18 protein-coding genes and 1 pseudogene are annotated in these 16,942 nt (G+C 66.2%); 10 read left to right on the top strand and 9 right to left on the bottom strand.

The genetic code is table 11. The features are described from left to right. Positions 1-77 precede the first annotated feature (77 nt). Entirely contained in the window at positions 78-695 is a 618-nt protein-coding gene (gene gmk, locus ACFOJE_RS13465; protein ID WP_377814898.1) for a guanylate kinase, read from the bottom strand. A gap of 51 nt (positions 696-746) precedes the next feature. Continuing rightward, positions 747-1,610 (bottom strand): YicC/YloC family endoribonuclease, encoded by an 864-nt coding sequence (locus tag ACFOJE_RS13460; RefSeq protein WP_377814897.1) that lies wholly within the window; start codon positions 1,608-1,610, stop codon positions 747-749. Between the two features lie 139 nt (positions 1,611-1,749). Here ACFOJE_RS13460 and rph point away from each other — a divergent pair, with 139 nt between their 5' ends. Continuing rightward, positions 1,750-2,469 (top strand): ribonuclease PH, encoded by a 720-nt coding sequence (rph, locus tag ACFOJE_RS13455; RefSeq protein WP_377814896.1) that lies wholly within the window; start codon positions 1,750-1,752, stop codon positions 2,467-2,469. Between the two features lie 25 nt (positions 2,470-2,494). Beyond that, positions 2,495-2,863, top strand: coding sequence for a DUF4870 domain-containing protein (locus ACFOJE_RS13450; RefSeq protein WP_377814895.1), 369 nt, complete (start codon positions 2,495-2,497; stop codon positions 2,861-2,863). 76 nt (positions 2,864-2,939) lie between these two features. Here the strand turns inward: ACFOJE_RS13450 and ACFOJE_RS13445 are convergent, their stop codons facing one another. Beyond that, positions 2,940-3,719, bottom strand: a complete 780-nt coding sequence (locus tag ACFOJE_RS13445) for an exodeoxyribonuclease III (RefSeq protein WP_377814894.1) — start codon at positions 3,717-3,719, stop codon at positions 2,940-2,942. An 80-nt stretch (positions 3,720-3,799) separates the two neighbouring features. Between ACFOJE_RS13445 and pyrE the strand changes: the two genes are divergently transcribed. Next, entirely contained in the window at positions 3,800-4,441 is a 642-nt protein-coding gene (gene pyrE, locus ACFOJE_RS13440) for an orotate phosphoribosyltransferase (protein ID WP_377814893.1), read from the top strand. A 70-nt stretch (positions 4,442-4,511) separates the two neighbouring features. Here pyrE and argB read toward each other — a convergent pair whose 3' ends face one another. From argB to coaBC, 4 genes and pseudogenes are all read right to left on the bottom strand, one after another. After that, on the bottom strand, positions 4,512-5,414 hold the full coding sequence (gene argB, locus ACFOJE_RS13435) for an acetylglutamate kinase (protein ID WP_377814891.1): 903 nt from the start codon (positions 5,412-5,414) through the stop codon (positions 4,512-4,514). A 133-nt stretch (positions 5,415-5,547) separates the two neighbouring features. After that, positions 5,548-7,019, bottom strand: a pseudogene (locus ACFOJE_RS13430) (phosphomannomutase/phosphoglucomutase); the annotation flags it as partial. Between the two features lie 109 nt (positions 7,020-7,128). After that, positions 7,129-7,584: a dUTP diphosphatase gene (gene dut / locus ACFOJE_RS13425; protein WP_377814890.1), complete on the bottom strand. Its 456-nt coding sequence runs from the start codon at positions 7,582-7,584 to the stop codon at positions 7,129-7,131. 6 nt (positions 7,585-7,590) lie between these two features. Next, positions 7,591-8,799 (bottom strand): bifunctional phosphopantothenoylcysteine decarboxylase/phosphopantothenate--cysteine ligase CoaBC, encoded by a 1,209-nt coding sequence (gene coaBC, locus ACFOJE_RS13420; RefSeq protein ID WP_377814889.1) that lies wholly within the window; start codon positions 8,797-8,799, stop codon positions 7,591-7,593. A 132-nt stretch (positions 8,800-8,931) separates the two neighbouring features. Here coaBC and radC point away from each other — a divergent pair, with 132 nt between their 5' ends. Next, complete coding sequence (gene radC, locus ACFOJE_RS13415; protein WP_377814888.1) at positions 8,932-9,606, top strand: RadC family protein; 675 nt, start codon at positions 8,932-8,934, stop codon at positions 9,604-9,606. Between the two features lie 2 nt (positions 9,607-9,608). Here radC and ACFOJE_RS13410 read toward each other — a convergent pair whose 3' ends face one another. Next, a complete protein-coding gene (locus ACFOJE_RS13410; protein WP_377814886.1) occupies positions 9,609-11,189 on the bottom strand; it encodes an ABC transporter substrate-binding protein in 1,581 nt (526 codons plus the stop codon). Between the two features lie 345 nt (positions 11,190-11,534). On the opposite strand from ACFOJE_RS13410, the gene rpmB reads away from it, so the two are divergent. The 3 genes from rpmB (at position 11,535) to ACFOJE_RS13395 (ending at position 13,577) form a co-directional block, all read left to right on the top strand. Then, positions 11,535-11,771 carry a 50S ribosomal protein L28 gene (rpmB, locus tag ACFOJE_RS13405; protein WP_377814885.1) on the top strand — a complete coding sequence of 79 codons (237 nt, stop codon included), beginning with the start codon at positions 11,535-11,537 and terminating at the stop codon, positions 11,769-11,771. A gap of 10 nt (positions 11,772-11,781) precedes the next feature. Continuing rightward, positions 11,782-11,937 carry a 50S ribosomal protein L33 gene (gene rpmG, locus ACFOJE_RS13400; protein ID WP_012703270.1) on the top strand — a complete coding sequence of 52 codons (156 nt, stop codon included), beginning with the start codon at positions 11,782-11,784 and terminating at the stop codon, positions 11,935-11,937. A gap of 146 nt (positions 11,938-12,083) precedes the next feature. After that, on the top strand, positions 12,084-13,577 hold the full coding sequence (locus tag ACFOJE_RS13395; RefSeq protein ID WP_377814884.1) for an aldehyde dehydrogenase: 1,494 nt from the start codon (positions 12,084-12,086) through the stop codon (positions 13,575-13,577). A 123-nt stretch (positions 13,578-13,700) separates the two neighbouring features. Here the strand turns inward: ACFOJE_RS13395 and ACFOJE_RS13390 are convergent, their stop codons facing one another. Continuing rightward, on the bottom strand, positions 13,701-14,189 hold the full coding sequence (locus ACFOJE_RS13390) for an Lrp/AsnC ligand binding domain-containing protein (protein WP_377814882.1): 489 nt from the start codon (positions 14,187-14,189) through the stop codon (positions 13,701-13,703). A gap of 141 nt (positions 14,190-14,330) precedes the next feature. Between ACFOJE_RS13390 and dadA the strand changes: the two genes are divergently transcribed. The 3 genes from dadA (at position 14,331) to ACFOJE_RS13375 (ending at position 16,877) form a co-directional block, all read left to right on the top strand. Continuing rightward, positions 14,331-15,629, top strand: a complete 1,299-nt coding sequence (dadA, locus tag ACFOJE_RS13385) for a D-amino acid dehydrogenase (RefSeq protein WP_377814880.1) — start codon at positions 14,331-14,333, stop codon at positions 15,627-15,629. 212 nt (positions 15,630-15,841) lie between these two features. Next, positions 15,842-16,195, top strand: a complete 354-nt coding sequence (locus ACFOJE_RS13380) for a RidA family protein (RefSeq protein ID WP_377814879.1) — start codon at positions 15,842-15,844, stop codon at positions 16,193-16,195. A gap of 133 nt (positions 16,196-16,328) precedes the next feature. Then, positions 16,329-16,877, top strand: a complete 549-nt coding sequence (locus ACFOJE_RS13375) for a cupin domain-containing protein (RefSeq protein WP_377814878.1) — start codon at positions 16,329-16,331, stop codon at positions 16,875-16,877. Positions 16,878-16,942 lie beyond the last annotated feature (65 nt).

Here is a 16,942-nt window from a genome sequence, read left to right as displayed (position 1 = left end):
ACTGGATAGTCTAAAAAAACGCCATCGCTAAGGGAAGCGCGAATTGGCTAGGGGGCCTCGCGCCCCGCGGGCGATCTTCAGGCCAGCAGCTCCCGCAGCAGATGGGTATGGCGGAGCTGCTGGGTCTTCTGCTGCAGCTGGTTGGCCCGGAAGATCGACTTGAGATCTTCCAGAGCGTGGGCGAAGTCGTCGTTGATCACCAGGAAGTCGTACTCCAGGTAGTGGCTCATCTCGTTGACGGCTTCGCGCATGCGCCGCTCGATGATCTCGTCGCTGTCCTGGCCGCGGTTGGTCAGGCGCTGGCGAAGGGCTTCCTGGCTCGGCGGCAGGATGAAGATGGATTGCGCCTGCGGCATCAGCCGGCGGACCTGCTGGGCACCTTGCCAGTCGATCTCCAGGATCAGGTCGAAGCCTTCGGCCAGGGTCTGCTCCATCCAGCGCTGGGAGGTGCCGTAGAGATTGCCGAACACCTCGGCGTGCTCGAGGAATTCGCTACGCTCCAGCATCAGGATGAACTGCTCGCGCTCCACGAAGTGGTAGTTGACCCCCTCGACCTCGCCCGGGCGCATGGGGCGGGTGGTGTGGGACACCGATACCCGCACCTGTGGCATGGCGTCGATCAGGGCCTTGACCAGGCTGGTCTTGCCAGCGCCGGAAGGCGCGGAAATGATGTAGAGGGTGCCGGTGGCGGACATGGGGGCTTTCCTGAAAGCGAGTGCGCGGTGGTGAAGTGGATGGGCGGTTGCTTATTCGATGTTCTGTACCTGTTCGCGCATCTGCTCGATCAGCACCTTGAGGTTGACCGCTGTCTGCGTCGAACGGGGGTCGAAGGCCTTGGAGCCTAGAGTGTTGGCTTCGCGGTTGAGTTCCTGCATCAGGAAGTCCAGGCGGCGGCCGGCGGCGCCGCTGGCATTCAGCACGCGGCGAACCTCGGCGATGTGGGTGCAGAGGCGATCGAGTTCTTCGGCCACGTCGCTCTTCTGTGCCAGCAGCACCAGTTCCTGCTCCAGGCGCTGCGGGTCGAGCTCTGCCTGCAGCTCGCGGAAGCGCTCGAGAATCTTCTGCCGCTGCGCGGCGAGCATCTGCGGCACCAACTGGCGCAGGGCGGCGACTTCCGAGAGCATGGCGTCCAGGCGCTCCTCGAGCAGTCGTGCCAGCTCCGCGCCTTCCCGGGCTCGTCCGGCCTTGAGCTGCGTCAGCGCCTCGTTGAACAGGCCCAGGGCTTCGGCGTTCAGCGCCTGCGGGTCTGCCACATCGGCAACCAGTACGCCGGGCCAGGCGAGCACTTCGAGCGGGTTGATCGGCGCCGGTTGGCGGATCAGCGCCGCGACGCTCTCGGCGACAGCGACCAGCTGGGTGGTGCGCTCGCGGTCGATCTGCAGGGGCTTGCCGGCGTTGGCTTCGTCGAAGCGCAGGGTGCATTCCACCTTGCCGCGCGACAGGTTCTGGCGCAGGGCCTCGCGAACGGCGCTCTCCAGGTCGCGGAAGGATTCCGGCAGACGCAGGTGCGGCTCCAGATAGCGGTGGTTGACCGAGCGCAGCTCCCAGCTCAGGGTGCCGTGGGCCCCCGCCCGCTCGGCGCGGGCAAAGGCGGTCATGCTGTGCACCATGGTGTCTACCTCTCGGAAAGTCTCAACGAAAGGCGCAGGATTGTAGCGCAGTGTGTCGGCGAGGCCCAATCGGCATGTCCGAGCGGCGGCGGGGGCCCTATAATGGCCGGATAATTTTGTTCCCTACAGGTAGATCCCGATGAAGCGTCCCAGTGGCCGTGCCGCCGATCAGTTGCGTCCGATCCGTATTACCCGCAACTACACCAAGCATGCCGAGGGCTCGGTGCTGGTGGAGTTCGGCGACACCAAGGTGATCTGCACGGTCAGCGTCGAGTCCGGCGTGCCGCGCTTCCTCAAGGGGCAGGGCAAGGGCTGGTTGACCGCCGAATACGGCATGCTGCCCAGGGCCACCGGCGAGCGCACCCAGCGCGAGGCCAGCCGCGGCAAGCAGGGCGGACGGACCCTGGAGATCCAGCGCCTGATCGGCCGCTCCCTGCGTGCCGCCCTGGATATGAGCAAGCTCGGCGAGAACACGCTGTACGTCGATTGCGACGTGATCCAGGCGGACGGCGGTACCCGCACGGCATCGATCACCGGCTCCATGGTGGCGCTGGTCGACGCCCTGAGCGTGCTCAAGAAGCGCGGCGGGCTGAAGGGCGACCCGCTGAAGCAGATGGTCGCCGCGGTCTCCGTGGGCATCTACCAAGGCGAGCCGGTGCTGGACCTGGATTATCCGGAGGATTCGGCCGCCGAGACCGACCTTAACGTGGTGATGACCGATGCCGGTGGTTTCATCGAGGTGCAGGGCACTGCCGAAGGCGAGCCGTTCCAGCCGGAAGAGCTGAACGCCATGCTCGCCTTGGCCTCCCGCGGCGTGCGCGAGCTGTTCGAGCTGCAGCGCGCCGTGCTGGCCGACTGACGAACGCGGCGAGGCGGAGGCGGTCATGAATCCACAGGCGCTCGTACCTTTGCCCGGCCCGCAGGCTCAGCGCTGGGCAATGCTCTGCCATTACGCGTCCTTCTGCTGGTTCTTCGCTCCGCTGATCGGCAACGTGCTGGGCCCGCTGATCGTCTGGCAATTGAAGAAGGACATGGACCCCTTCGTCGATCAGCAGGGCAAGGAGGCGTTGAATTTCCAGATCACCTACAGTATCGCCATGATGGTCTGCGGCGTGCTGGCCTGGGTGTTCATCGGCTTTCCGCTGATGGCGCTGGCCAGTCTGGTGGCGCTGGTGCTGGTGGTCATCGCCGGCATCCGGGCCAACGCCGGCGAGGCCTATCGCTATCCCCTGTGCATCCGTCTGGTGAAGTGATCGCTGGGCTATCCAGGCGCGGCTCATGGCCCAAAACGAAAAAAGCCGGCATCGCCGGCTTTTTTCTGCTCGCCCGTTACAGGCTCAGCGTCCAGTCGTAGTCGACGATCAGCGGAGCGTGTTGGGAGAAACGCGGCTGCCGAGGCAACCGCGCATTGCGCACGCAGCGGCGCATGCCCGGGGTGAGCAGCTGGTAATCGAAGCGCCAGCCCAGGTTGAGCATCTCCGCCTGCTCGCTGTCCGGCCACCAGCTGTACAGGTCGCCCTCACGGCTGATCTCGCGCAGGGCGTCCACATAGCCCATATTGCCGGTGATCTCGTCGAGCCAGGCGCGCTCCGGCGGCAGGAAGCCCGGCATCTGCTGGCAGTCGCGCCAGTTCTTCACGTCCAGCTTCTGATGGGCGACGAACAGCGAACCACAGTAGATGTACTCGCGGCGCTTGCGACGCTGCTTGTCCAGATAATGGGCGAAATCGTCCATGAACTTGAACTTCTGGTTCAGATTCTCGTCGCCGCCCTGGCCGGAAGGCAGCAGCAGGGTGGCGATACTGACCTTGTCGAAATCCGCTTGCAGGTAACGCCCATAGCGGTCGGCCGTTTCGAAACCGAGGCCGCTGATGACCGCCTTGGGTTGCAGCCGCGAATAGAGCGCCACGCCACCCTGGCCGGGGACTTCCGCATCGCTGGCATAGAGGAAGTAGCCATCCAGCTGGTAGGTCGGGTCGTCGAGTTCGAAGGCTGAGGCGCGGGTATCCTGCAGGCAGATCACGTCGGCATTCTGAGCTTGGAGCCAGCTGGGCAAACCGCGCTCCGCAGCAGCCTGAATACCATTGACGTTTACGCTGATGATCCGCATACATGGTCCCCAAAAAAAACTGCAGGTATGATACCCGAGGTCATCACATTTAGCTAAAACCTTGCATTCCGGGGCTTTTCATGCAGGCGTACCAGCGCGAATTCATTCAGTTTGCCATCGAGCGCGGAGTGCTGCGCTTCGGTGAGTTCACCCTCAAGTCCGGCCGTACCAGCCCCTATTTCTTCAACGCCGGGCTGTTCAACAGCGGCCTGGCCCTGGCACGACTGGGACGCTTCTACGCTGCGGCGGTGGTCGACAGCGGCATCGACTTCGACGTGCTGTTCGGGCCGGCCTACAAGGGCATTCCGCTGGCCGCGGCGACCGCCGTGGCCCTGGCCGAGCAACATGGCCGCGACCTGCCCTGGTGCTTCAACCGCAAGGAGGCCAAGGATCACGGCGAGGGCGGCACACTGGTCGGCGCGCCGTTGAAGGGAAGGGCGCTGATCGTCGACGACGTGATCACCGCCGGTACCGCGATCCGCGAGGTGATGCAGATCATCCAGACCCAGGGCGCGCAGGCGGCCGGCGTGCTGATCGCGTTGAACCGCCAGGAGCGCGGTCAGGGCGAGCTGTCGGCGATCCAGGAAGTCGAGCGCGACTTCGGCATGCCGGTGGTCAGCATTGTCTCCCTAGCCGACGTGCTGGAATACCTGGCCGACAGCGACGAGCTCAAGCGCCATCTGCCTGCGGTGGAGGCGTATCGCGCCCGCTACGGCATCTGACCGCCGCTCGCAGGCATAAAGAAGGGGAGCCATGGCTCCCCTTTTTCGTGGATCTTTCGCCCAGGCCGATTCAGTCCTGGCGATTGGTGATCAGGGTGCCGACGCCGGTGTCGGTGAAGATTTCCAGCAGTACGGCGTTCGGTACGCGGCCATCGATGATATGGGCGCTGGTCACCCCGCCCTGCACCGCGTCGAGGGCGCAGCGGATCTTCGGCAGCATGCCGCCGTAGATGGTGCCGTCGGCGATCAGTGCGTCGACCTGCTCGGTGGACAGGCCGGTGAGCACCTTGCCTTCCTTGTCCATCAGGCCGGCGATGTTGGTCAGCAGCATCAGCTTCTCGGCCTGGAGCGCTTCGGCCACCTTGCCGGCAACCAGGTCGGCGTTGATGTTGTAGGACTCGCCCTCGGCGCCGACGCCGATCGGTGCGATCACCGGGATGAAGTCGCCCTGCACCAGCATGTTCAGCAGACCGGTGTTGACGCTTTCCACCTCGCCGACCAGGCCGATGTCGATGATTTCCGGCTTGGTCATTTCCGGGGTCTGGCGGGTGACCTTGAGCTTCTTCGCGCGGATCAGCCCCGCGTCCTTGCCGGTCAGTCCGATAGCGCTGCCGCCCTGACGGTTGATCAGGTTGACGATGTCCTTGTTGACCTGGCCGCCGAGGACCATCTCCACCACGTCCATGGTCTGCGCATCGGTGACGCGCATGCCGTCGACGAAGCGGCTCTCGATGTTCAGACGCTTGAGCAGGTCGCCGATCTGCGGGCCGCCGCCGTGCACCACCACCGGGTTGATGCCGACCGCCTTCATCAGCACGATGTCGCGGGCGAAGCCGGTCTTCAGCTCGTCGCTCTCCATGGCGTTGCCGCCGTACTTGATCACCAGGGTCTTGCCGACGAAGCGGCGGATGTAGGGCAGCGCCTCGGAGAGAACCTGGGCGACTTGGGTGGCGGCATCACGGCTGAGGGTCATGCTGAACTCCGCTGAACAAAAACTGGGTGAATGCGTCGACGCCCCGCGGGCGTAGCGATGATCGGGTGCCATCCAGATGGCGAAAGGCCGATCCCCGCGGCGGGCGGGAATCGGCCTCGGCTGGCTGCGTGGGTTAGAACGGCAGCTTCAGATCCGGCGCGACAGTATAAAGCTGTGCACGGAACACTTCCTGGATGCGTTGCAGTTCCTCGGCGCTCTCGGCCTCGAAGCGCAGCACCAGTACGGGGGTGGTGTTGGAGGCGCGTACCAGGCCCCAGCCCTTCGGATAGTCGACGCGCACGCCGTCCAGGGTGCTCACCTCGGCGCCTGCGCCCCATTGGGAGTCGCGCTGCAGGGCCTCGATGATGCTGAACTTGCTCTCTTCGGTGACCTTGATGTTGATCTCCGGGGTGGAGAGGTCGACCGGGAAATCGGCGAACACCTGGTCGGCATTGCGCGAATCCTTGGCGAGGATCTCCAGCAGGCGTGCGGCGCTGTAGATGCCGTCGTCGAAGCCGAACCAGCGCTCCTTGAAGAACACGTGTCCGCTCATCTCGCCGGCGAGCAGGGCGCCGGACTCCTTCATCTTCTTCTTGATCAGCGAGTGGCCGGTCTTCCACATCAGCGGACGGCCGCCGCTGGCCTTGATCAGCGGAGTCAGGCGGCGGGTGCACTTGACGTCGAAGATGATCTCGGCGCCGGGGTTGCGCGAGGCCACGTCCTTGGCGAAGAGCATCAGGAGCTGGTCGGGATAGATGATGGCGCCGCTGTTGGTCACCACGCCGACGCGGTCGCCGTCGCCGTCGAAGGCCAGGCCCAGGTCGGCCTTCTCGCTGGCGACCCGGGCGATCAGGTCCTTCAGGTTCTCCGGCTTGCCCGGGTCCGGATGGTGGTTGGGGAAGTGTCCGTCGACTTCGCAGAACATTGGGATCACTTCACAGCCGATGGCTTCGAGCAGGCGCGGGGCGATCACGCCGGCGACCCCGTTGCCGCAGTCGACCACTACTTTCAGCTTGCGTGCCAGGCGGATGTCGCCGCTGACCTGCTGGAAGTAGCGTTCCAGCACGTCGACCTGCTCGACGCGACCCTCGCCCTCGGGCAGGTCGTTGTTCTCGATGCGCTCGCGCAGAGCCTGGATCTGCTCGTTGGCCAGGGTGTCGCCGGCGATGACGATCTTGAAGCCATTGTAGTCCGGCGGGTTGTGGCTGCCGGTGAGCTGCACGCCGGATTTGCCGTCGAGGATGTTGGCGGCGTAGTAGAGCACCGGGGTCGGTACCATGCCGACGTCGCTGACCTGGCAGCCGCTGTCGCGCAGGCCGAGGATCAACTGCTCGACCAGCGAGGGGCCGGACAGACGACCGTCGCGTCCGACGGAGACGTTCGGCTCGCCCTTGGCGAGGCTTTCCGAGCCGATGGCACGGCCGATCCAGTAGGCGGTTTCCGGGGTCAGGCTGTCGCCGACCACGCCGCGGATGTCGTATGCCCGGAAGATGCTGGCGGGCAGGTGGGGGGCTTTCTGGAAGCTATTCATGCAGGGTAGCGCTCCGATATGTCCAGACCGGCATCGGTCCGGTCTACGTCGAGGATATCCATGTCGAGCAAGTCGTTTGAACTGGAACGGCGGGCGACCGACGTGGGGAGAAGGTCCGGCCTGGCCATCGTCATCCGGCCAGGCCAGCTAGTTTGAGGGGCGAGCCGGCGCAGAGTTCCGCCATCAGTGGCTGCCCGAATGACCGAAACCGCCGGCGCCGCGCTGACTCTCGTCGAAGCTGTCGACCAGCTCGAAATGCGCCTGGACCACCGGCACCAGCACCAGTTGGGCGATGCGCTCGCCGACCGAAATGCGGAACGCGCTCTGGCCGCGATTCCAGCAGGAGACCATGAGTTCGCCCTGGTAGTCCGAGTCGATCAGGCCGACCAGATTGCCGAGGACGATGCCGTGCTTGTGGCCGAGTCCGGAGCGCGGAAGGATCAGCGCGGCCAGCCCGGGATCGGCAATGTGGATCGCCAGTCCGGTGGAGATTAGGGCAGTCTGGCCGGGCTCGAGGGTCAGGTCTTCCTGGAGCATGGCGCGCAGGTCGAGGCCGGCGGAACCGGCGGTGGCGTAGGTGGGCAGCGGGAAGTCGCTGCCCAGGCGGGGGTCGAGGATCTTGGCTTGCAGGCTATGCATGGGAAATCAGGCTTGGTCCATATGGTCGGCGATGAAGGCGATCAGCTGACGGGCGATTTTGCCCTTGCTGGTCTGGGCGAAACGGATCTCCTGCTGGGCGCGGTCGATCACGGTGACCGCATTCTCCTCGCTGTTGAAGCCGATGCCGGGGTTGGCCACGTCGTTGGCGACGATGAGATCGAGGTTCTTCGCCTTGAGCTTGCGCGTGGCGTATTCCAGCAGGTTCTCGGTCTCGGCGGCGAAGCCGACGCTGAACGGGCGGTCCGGACGCTGCGCCAGGGTGGCGAGGATGTCCGGGTTGCGCACCAGTTGCAGGAGCAGTCCGTCGCCGCTGCTCGGGTCCTTCTTGAGCTTCTGCGGGGCGACCACCTCGGGACGGTAATCGGCCACCGCGGCGGCAGCGATGAGGAGGTCGCAGGGCATCGCCGCCTCGCAGGCGGCGAGCATGTCGCGGGCGCTGACCACGTCGATGCGGTCGACCCGATCCGGCGTCGGCAGGTGCACCGGGCCGCTGACCAGGGTGACGCGGGCGCCGGCCTCGGCGGCGGCCTCGGCCAGGGCGAAGCCCATCTTGCCGGAGCTGTGGTTGGTGATGTAACGCACCGGGTCGATGTTTTCCTGGGTCGGGCCGGCAGTGATCAGCACGTGGCGGCCGGTCAGGCGGCCGCCCTGGAAGCAGCCGGCGACCCGCTCGGCGATCTCGCCGGGCTCCAGCATCCGTCCCGGGCCTACATCGCCGCAGGCCTGGCTGCCTTCGGCGGGGCCGAACAGACTCAGGCCGCGCTCGGCCAGCAGGCGGGCGTTGGCCTGGGTTGCCGGGTCGCGCCACATGGCCTGGTTCATCGCCGGCGCCAGGGCCAGCGGGGCGTCGGTGGCGAGCGCCAGGGTAGTCAGGAGATCGTTGGCGATGCCCTGGGCCAGGCGCGCCATCAGGTCGGCGGTGGCCGGGGCGATCAGCACCAGGTCGGCCCAGCGGGCCAGCTCGATATGGCCCATGGCCGCTTCGGCGGCGGGGTCGAGCAGATCGAGATGTACCGGGTGGCCGGACAGGGCCTGCAGGGTCAGGGGCGTGATGAACTCGCGCCCGGCCTGGGTCATCACCACCTGGACTTCCGCACCCTGGTCGCGCAGGCGACGGATCAGCTCCGCGCTCTTGTAGGCGGCAATCCCGCCGCCGACGCCCAGGACGATGCGTTTCCGATACAGCCGCTGCATAGGTCCGCCTTGTTTTTTTATGGTGTGGATCACCGGCCTGATCGTGCTCCTCGTCACGGCCGGTCGAAAGGGATCGGCTAAGATAGCACAGCGCCCGCAGTGGAACAGCGGACGGCTCGACAGGGAGGAGACATGAGCATTCGTGACTGGCCGGCGGCGGAGCGGCCGCGGGAAAAACTGCTAGATCAGGGCGCCGCGGCGCTGACCGATGCCGAGCTGCTGGCGATCTTCCTGCGTACCGGCGTGGTCGGGCAGAGTGCGGTGGACCTGGCCCGCCATCTGCTGAACGACTTCGGCAGCCTGCGCGCGCTGCTGGAGGCCGATCTGCCCTCCTTCAGCCGGCGTCTCGGGCTGGGGCCGGCCAAGTTCGCCCAGTTGCAGGCGGTGCTGGAGATGTCCCGTCGTCACCTGGCCGAGCGCCTGCGCCGCGACTCGGCGCTGGAAAGCCCGCAGGCGGTGCGCGACTATCTGAAGGCGCGCCTGCGTCACGAGCCCCATGAGATCTTTGGCTGCCTGTTCCTCGATTCCAAGCACCGGGTGCTGGCTTTCGAAGCGTTGTTCCAGGGCACTGTCGACGGCGCCAGCGTCTACCCGCGGCAGGTGGTCAAGCGCGCCCTGGCGCACAACGCCGCGGCGCTGATCCTGACCCACAACCATCCCTCCGGCGTCGCCGAGCCGAGTCAGGCCGACCGCAGCCTGACCCAGCGTCTGAAGGAAGCCCTGGCGCTGATCGACGTGCGCGTACTCGATCACTTCATCGTCGGCGACGGCGAGCCGCTGTCCATGGCCGAGCAGGGCTGGATCTGAGCTCAGCGGTCCTCGATCCGCACCTGGCTGAAGTCCTGCCGCCCGAACGGGTTGGCCCGGTAGCCCTCGACGTTGGTGCGGGTCAGGGCCGCGGCGGTCGGATGAGCCAGCGGCAGCCACAGGGCCTGTTCGTGGATCAGCTGTTGCGCCTCCTTATATAGCCGGAGGCGTTCGTCCGGATCGCTACGGCGTCTGCCCTCGGCGATCAGGCGGTCGAGCCGCGGGTCGCAGTAGCGGGCGAAATTCAGCCCGGAACGCAGCGAGGCGCAGGCGAATTGCGGGCTGAGGAAGTTGTCCGGGTCGCCGTTGTCGCCGGCCCAGCCCATGAACAGCAGGTCGTGCTCGCCGGCCTTGGCGCGGCGGATCAGCTCGCCCCATTCGATCACGCGGATCTCGGCCCGGATACCGACCCTGGCCAGGTCAGCCTGCAGCAGTTGCGCGCCGAGGCCGGGGTTGGGGTTGAGCAGGCTGCCTGAGGCGCGGGTCCAGATGGTGGTCTGGAAGCCGTGCGGCAGTCCCGCCCGGTTCAGCAGCTCGCGGGCCAAGGCCGGATCGTGGGGATAGCTGGGCAGACCCTTCGCATAGCCCCAGGCGTTCGGCGGCAGCGGGCCGTCGGCCGGCTGGGCACTATCCTCGAATACCGCCTTCAGGTAGCTGGCCTTGTCGAAGGCGAGATTGATCGCCTGGCGCACCTCGGGCCTGTCCAGCGGCGGATGCTGGCTGTTGAGGGCGACGAAGGCGGTCATGAAGGCTGGCGTGGTCACCGCCTTGAGCGTCGGATCGCTGCGCGCGGCGACCACGTCCTGGGGTTTGGGCGACAGGGCGATCTGGCATTCGCGGCGGCGCAGGCGCTGCAGGCGCACATTGGCATCCGGGGTAATGGCGAAGATCAGGGCATCCAGCGCCGGCCTGCCGGCGAAGTAGTCCGGGTGGGCGGTGTAGCGGACCACTGCATCCTTCTGATAGCGCTTGAGCACGAAGGGGCCGGTGCCTACCGGCTGGCTGTCGAGCCGCTCCGGGGTGCTGGCGGCCTGCAGCTGGGCGGCGTACTCGGCGGAATAGATCGAGGTGAAGCCCATGCTCAGTGTGGCGAGGAAGGTGGCATCCGGCCGCTTCAGGGTGAAGCGCACCTGCCGGGGACCCACGGCCTCGACCTTGGCGACCAGCTCGTCCAGTTGCAGCGACTGGGCATGCGGATAGCCGCTGGGCGAAGTTGCATGCCAGGGATGGGTGGGATCGAGCATGCGCCGGAAGCTGAACAGCACGTCCTCGGCACTGAGCGGGCGGCTGGGTGTGAACCAGGGTGTGCGGTGGAAGGCGACGCCGTCGCGCAGGTGGAAATCGTAGGTGAGACCGTCCGCGGAAATCTGCCAGCTCTGCGCCAAACCGGGTTGCAGCCGGTCGCTCTGGGCATCGAACTCGACCAGACGGTTCATCAGGACGTCGGCGGAGGCGTTGGTGGTGGTCAGGGCGTTGTAGCGGACCACATCGAAGCCCTCCGGGCTGGCCTCGGTGCAGGCGACGAGGGCGGCGGCCTGAGCCAGCAGCGGGGCGAACAGCAACGGTAGAAGGGCAAGGCGCATGCGTGACTCCTGGATGGCGGCGGTCCGGCCTCCGTCCGCAGAAGCTTGCTACCCTAGACGAAGGCGCCCGGGTCGACAACGCGCCGCGCCGACCAACGGTTGTCCTGCGAGCGGGCCTTGGCCGGCATGCAGCGGGCCGAGTGGCAGAGTCCGGCGCGCATGCTGCAATTCTTGCCTCGCAGGGGGGGTTCTGATATAAAGCAGCGCTCTTTTCTAGGGGCCCGCTTCCCGCGTCTGCGGCGAAGGTCGGTAAGACCCCGAAGAAACGGCGCAATAGCGCCAAATGACTGAAAGATAAGCGGCCAACCCATGCCGGGTTGGGCATGTGGTTTAGAGGGCTGAGGCATGTCGAGAGTCTGTCAAGTGACCGGTAAGGGTCCGGTGACCGGGAACAACATTTCCCACGCACACAACAAAACCCGTCGTCGTTTCCTGCCGAACCTGCAGTACCATCGTTTCTGGGTCGAGTCCGAGAAGCGTTTCGTGCGTCTGCGCGTTTCCGCCAAGGGCATGCGTGTCATCGACAAGCGTGGCATCGACGTAGTGCTGGCCGAGCTGCGTGCTCGCGGCGAGAAGGTTTAAGGAGTAAATCATGCGTGAACTGATCCGTTTGGTGTCCAGCGCCGGTACTGGCCACTTCTACACCACCGACAAGAACAAGCGCACCACTCCCGACAAGATCGAGATCAAGAAGTACGATCCGGTTGTGCGCAAGCACGTGATCTACAAGGAAGCCAAGATCAAGTAATTGGTCCGGCCCTTGTCGAAAGAAACCCGCCAGCCCGGCGGGTTTTTTTATGTCCGGCGCAAGAGCGGCCGTTTTCCTCCGTGTTGAAAGCCCCCGTCCCCTGGTTTAGGGTGGCCGGACCGCTTGACTGATCAGAGGATGACCGCATGAGCACTCCAACCCGCGCCGACTGGGAACAGCGAGCCAGGAGCCTGGCCGTCGAAGGGCGCGCCTTCATCGATGGCAAGTACTGGGCGGCCGTCTCCGGAGCCACCTTCGACTGCCTGAGCCCGATCGACGGGCGTCTGCTCGGGAAAGTGGCCAGCTGCGATGCGGCCGACGCCGATCTGGCGGTGGCAGTGGCGCGGCAGACCTTCGAGTCGGGCGTCTGGTCGCGGCTGGCGCCGGTCAAGCGCAAGGCGGTGCTGATCCGCTTCGCCGAGCTGCTGGAGGCGCACCGCGAGGAGCTGGCCCTGCTGGAAACCCTGGATATGGGCAAGCCGATCAGCGACGCACTGCGGATCGACATCCCGGCCGCCGCGCGGGCGATCCGCTGGAACGGCGAGGCGATCGACAAGATCTACGACGAGGTGGCGGCGACCGCCCACGACGAGCTGGGTCTGGTCACCCGCGAACCGGTCGGCGTGGTGGCGGCCATCGTGCCGTGGAACTTCCCGCTGCTGATGGCCTGCTGGAAGCTGGGGCCGGCCCTGGCCAGCGGCAACTCGGTGATCCTCAAGCCCTCGGAGAAGTCACCGCTGACCGCCATCCGCGTCGCCGCCCTGGCACTGGAGGCGGGGGTCCCCGCCGGCGTGCTCAACGTGCTACCGGGCTACGGCCACACGGTCGGCAAGGCACTGGCGCTGCACATGGACGTCGACTGCCTGGTGTTCACCGGTTCCACCCGCACCGCCAAGCAACTGATGGTCTACGCTGGCGAGTCGAACATGAAGCGGGTCTGGCTGGAGGCCGGCGGCAAGAGCCCGAACATCGTCTTCGCCGACGCGCCGGACCTCGCCGCCGCCGCCGAGGCCGCGGCCGGCGCTATCGCCTTCAACCAGGGCGAGGTCTGCACCGCCGGCTCGCGCCTCCTGGTCGAGCGCTCGATCAAGGACGAATTCCTGCCGCTGGTGCTGGAGGCCCTCAAGCGCTGGAAACCGGGGCATCCGCTGGACCCGGAAACCAACGTCGGCGCCTTGGTCGACAGCCAGCAGCTCAACACCGTGCTCGGCTACATCGAGGCCGGCCGGGCCGAAGGCGCCAGGCTGCTGACCGGCGGCAAGCGCATCCTCGAGGAGACCGGCGGCACCTACGTCGAGCCGACCCTGTTCGACGGGGTGGGCAACGCCATGAAGATCGCCCGCGAGGAGATCTTCGGCCCGGTGCTCTCGGTGATAGCCTTCGACACGGTGGAGGAGGCCATCCGCATCGCCAACGACACGACCTACGGTCTGGCCGCGGCGCTCTGGACCCGCGACCTGTCCAAGGCTCACAGGACCGCCCGTGCCCTGCGCGCCGGCAGCGTCTGGGTCAACCAGTACGACGGCGGCGACATGACCGCGCCTTTCGGCGGCTTCAAGCAGTCCGGCAACGGCCGCGACAAGTCGCTGCACGCCTTCGACAAGTACACCGAGCTGAAAGCCACCTGGATCAAGCTGTAGGGGGAAGCGGGGCGGTCGGTCCCGTCTCCTTCGTCGGAGTACTTGCCTTCCGGCCGCCGGGCAATCCGCCGCCCGTCTGGTCGTGGCGGCTCGGCAGGATGAGGCGGTAGCGGCATCGGAGCCTCACTCGGGAATCGGCAGCTTGAGGCTCTCCTTCACCTCTTCCATGACGATGTAGCTCTTCGACTCGCGCACGTGGGGCAGTTTGAGCAGGATGTCGCCGAGCAGCTTGCGGTAGGAGGCCATCTCCGAGATGCGCGCCTTGACCAGGTAGTCGAAGTCGCCGGAAACCAGATGGCATTCCAGCACCTGGGGCAGCTTGAGCACGGCGCGGCGGAACTCCTCGAAGATATCCCCGGACTTGTAGGCCAGGCTGATCTCGACGAACACCAGCAGCTTGGCCTCGAGGTGCTGGGGGTTCAGTCGTGCCGAATAGCCCATGATGATGCCCTCGCGCTCCAGGCGGCGGACCCGCTCGGTGCAGGGCGTGGTGGACAGGCCGATGCGCTCGCCCAGTTCGGTGAAGGAGATGCGTCCGTCCTCCTGCAGGATGCGCAGGATGCTGCGGTCGATCCGGTCCAGCTCGCGCCGGCTCTGGTGCTGGGTTCGCATGGTGGATACTCCTCCGTGAAAGCCTTTGGGGCCAGAAATTCTCGCCAAATATAGCCTGTTAAATAGTGAAATCCGCTGGTTTCCAATTCATATACTGCGGTCATACGGCATTTTTCCGTCTTTCCTCAGGGAGGAACCATCATGCGTGTTCTGGTGCTCGGCAGTGGGGTGATCGGTACGACCAGTGCCTACTATCTGGCTCGTGCCGGCTTCGAGGTGGTCGTGGTCGACCGCGCGGACGGCCCGGCCAGGGAGACCAGCTTCGCCAACGCCGGCCAGATCTCGCCCGGTTACGCCTCGCCCTGGGCGGCGCCCGGTGTGCCGCTGAAGGCGCTCAAGTGGCTGCTGCAGCGGCATGCGCCGCTGGCCATCAGACCCACCGCCGATACCCGCCAGTACCTGTGGCTGGCGCAAATGCTCGCCAACTGCACCGCCGCCCGCTATGCGCTGAACAAGGAACGCATGGTGCGTCTGTCCGAATACAGTCGCGACTGCCTCGACGAGCTGCGCGCCGAGACCGATCTTGATTACGAGGGGCGCCAACTGGGCACCACCCAGTTGTTCCGCACCCAGGCGCAACTGGATGCCGCCGCCAAGGACATCGCCGTCCTCGAGCGCTCGGGGGTGCCCTATGAACTGCTCGACCGCGCCGGTATCGTCCGCGTCGAGCCGGCCCTGGCCGGCACCGTCGACAAGCTGGTCGGCGCTCTGCGCCTGCCCAACGACGAGACCGGCGACTGCCATCTGTTCACCAACCGGCTGGCGGAATTGGCCCAGGGGCTCGGCGTCGAGTTTCGCTTCGGCCGGACCATCGAGCGGCTGGATGCGGTCGGCGAACGCATCAACGGCGTGTGGATCGACGGCCGGCTGGAGACCGCCGACCACTACGTGCTGGCCCTCGGCAGCTACTCGCCGCAATTGCTGCGGCCGCTGGGCATCAAGGCGCCGATCTACCCGCTGAAGGGCTACTCCCTGACCATTCCCATCAGCGATCCGGCGATGGCGCCGACTTCCACCATCCTCGACGAGACCTACAAGGTCGCCATCACCCGTTTCGACCAGCGCATCCGCGTCGGCGGCATGGCCGAGATCTCCGGTTTCGACCTGTCGCTCAAGCCGCGCCGGCGCGAGACCCTGGAGCTGGTGGTGAACGATCTCTACCCGCACGGCGGACGGCTGCAGGAGGCGGAATTCTGGACCGGCCTGCGCCCGGCGACGCCGGACGGCACTCCGATCGTCGGGCCGACCCGCTACCGCAACCTGTTCCTCAACACCGGACACGGCACCCTGGGCTGGACCATGGCCTGCGGTTCCGGTCGCCTGCTGGCCGACCTGATGGCGAAAAAGCGCCCGCAGATCAGCCCGGCCGGTCTGGATATCTCCCGTTACGGCAAGTCCCGCTCCGACTCCGGGCCGATCCAGCCGGCGCCGGCCCACTGAGGCCGGGATGAGGCGCAGGCAGCACGCTCCCGGGCGGTCGTCTGCGTGCGCCGCGCCACCTCCCGCCGATCGGCCGCCCCTGTCGGCCACCCGGGCGCGGTACACTGTGGCCCGATCATGGCCTGCTGGGGCCGACCTGGCGGGCGAAAGCCGCGGGACGCTCCCTGAGCCATGCCTTTCCCGCCACGGCAATTCCCAGGAGAACCCCTCGCATGTCCATCCGGCGTCTGCACAGCGCAACCCGCTACAGTGAAATCGTCATCCACAACGGCACCGTCCACCTGGCCGGGCAACTGGCGGATGACTACAGTGGGGATATCGAGGAGCAGACCCGACAGACCCTGGCCAACGTCGAGCGCCTGCTGGCCGAGGCCGGCAGCGACAAGTCGCGGCTGCTCTCGGTGACCATCTACCTGAAGGACATGGCTGCCGACTACGCCGGCATGAACGTGGTCTGGGACGCCTGGCTGCCCGCCGGCTGCGCCCCGGCCCGGGCCTGCGTCGAAGCCCGGCTGTATTCGTCGCAGGCGCTGGTGGAGATGTCGGTCATCGCCGCCCAGGCCTGAGGCGGCTCCGGGAGGCGAGTCCGCTTCGCCTCCCGCATGGGCAGAATTTTCGGCAGAGCGTTGTAAATAATGAACGCTGTTGCCATCATACGCCGAACCACAGCCCGCACAGTCACCCGAGAGGACTCCCGCCTTGGACGTCGGCGTTCGCCTGCAATCCATCCGCAAGCTCAAAGGCCTTTCCCAGCGCGAACTCGCCAAGCGCGCGGGCGTTACCAACAGCACCATCTCGATGATCGAGAAGAACAGCGTCAGCCCCTCGATCAGTTCCCTGAAGAAGGTCCTCGGCGGCATCCCCATGTCGCTGATGGAGTTCTTCTCCCTCGATCTGGAGCCGGAGAACGCCGCCCAGGTGGTCTACCGGGCCGACGAGCTGAGCGATCTCTCCAGCGGACCGGTGGTCATGAAGCTGATCGGCAAGGCGCATCCGGGGCGCAACCTGACCTTCCTGTCCGAGACCTATCCGCCCGGCGCCGACACCGGCGAGGAAATGCTCGTCCACGAGGGCGAGGAGGCCGGCATCCTCATCGAGGGGCGTCTGGAGCTCAGCATCGGCAGCCAGACCTACATTCTGGAAAGCGGCGACAGCTATTACTTCGAAAGCAGCAAACCGCACCGTTTCCGCAACCCGTTCGATCTGCAGGCCCGCCTGATCAGCGCCACCACCCCGGCGAACATGTGAGCGGGAGTTTTGCAAGGCCGGGCGCGCAGCTCCGGGCCGGGCATTCTTGCAAGTTATTTCAGACT

It is taken from the genome of Azotobacter bryophylli, assembly GCF_042643485.1.
Classification (GTDB): domain Bacteria; phylum Pseudomonadota; class Gammaproteobacteria; order Pseudomonadales; family Pseudomonadaceae; genus Azotobacter; species Azotobacter bryophylli.
This window is presented reverse-complemented; position numbering and strand designations above follow the sequence as displayed.

Excerpts from the sequence above, each read along its gene's own strand:
- gmk (WP_377814898.1), bottom strand. The coding sequence starts at position 695 with ATGTCCGCCACCGGCACCCTCTACATCATTTCCGCGCCTTCCGGCGCT.
- ACFOJE_RS13460 (WP_377814897.1), bottom strand. The coding sequence starts at position 1,610 with ATGGTGCACAGCATGACCGCCTTTGCCCGCGCCGAGCGGGCGGGGGCC.
- rph (WP_377814896.1), top strand. The coding sequence starts at position 1,750 with ATGAAGCGTCCCAGTGGCCGTGCCGCCGATCAGTTGCGTCCGATCCGT.
- ACFOJE_RS13450 (WP_377814895.1), top strand. The coding sequence starts at position 2,495 with ATGAATCCACAGGCGCTCGTACCTTTGCCCGGCCCGCAGGCTCAGCGC.
- ACFOJE_RS13445 (WP_377814894.1), bottom strand. The coding sequence starts at position 3,719 with ATGCGGATCATCAGCGTAAACGTCAATGGTATTCAGGCTGCTGCGGAG.
- pyrE (WP_377814893.1), top strand. The coding sequence starts at position 3,800 with ATGCAGGCGTACCAGCGCGAATTCATTCAGTTTGCCATCGAGCGCGGA.
- argB (WP_377814891.1), bottom strand. The coding sequence starts at position 5,414 with ATGACCCTCAGCCGTGATGCCGCCACCCAAGTCGCCCAGGTTCTCTCC.
- dut (WP_377814890.1), bottom strand. The coding sequence starts at position 7,584 with ATGCATAGCCTGCAAGCCAAGATCCTCGACCCCCGCCTGGGCAGCGAC.
- coaBC (WP_377814889.1), bottom strand. The coding sequence starts at position 8,799 with ATGCAGCGGCTGTATCGGAAACGCATCGTCCTGGGCGTCGGCGGCGGG.
- radC (WP_377814888.1), top strand. The coding sequence starts at position 8,932 with ATGAGCATTCGTGACTGGCCGGCGGCGGAGCGGCCGCGGGAAAAACTG.
- ACFOJE_RS13410 (WP_377814886.1), bottom strand. The coding sequence starts at position 11,189 with ATGCGCCTTGCCCTTCTACCGTTGCTGTTCGCCCCGCTGCTGGCTCAG.
- rpmB (WP_377814885.1), top strand. The coding sequence starts at position 11,535 with ATGTCGAGAGTCTGTCAAGTGACCGGTAAGGGTCCGGTGACCGGGAAC.
- rpmG (WP_012703270.1), top strand. The coding sequence starts at position 11,782 with ATGCGTGAACTGATCCGTTTGGTGTCCAGCGCCGGTACTGGCCACTTC.
- ACFOJE_RS13395 (WP_377814884.1), top strand. The coding sequence starts at position 12,084 with ATGAGCACTCCAACCCGCGCCGACTGGGAACAGCGAGCCAGGAGCCTG.
- ACFOJE_RS13390 (WP_377814882.1), bottom strand. The coding sequence starts at position 14,189 with ATGCGAACCCAGCACCAGAGCCGGCGCGAGCTGGACCGGATCGACCGC.
- dadA (WP_377814880.1), top strand. The coding sequence starts at position 14,331 with ATGCGTGTTCTGGTGCTCGGCAGTGGGGTGATCGGTACGACCAGTGCC.
- ACFOJE_RS13380 (WP_377814879.1), top strand. The coding sequence starts at position 15,842 with ATGTCCATCCGGCGTCTGCACAGCGCAACCCGCTACAGTGAAATCGTC.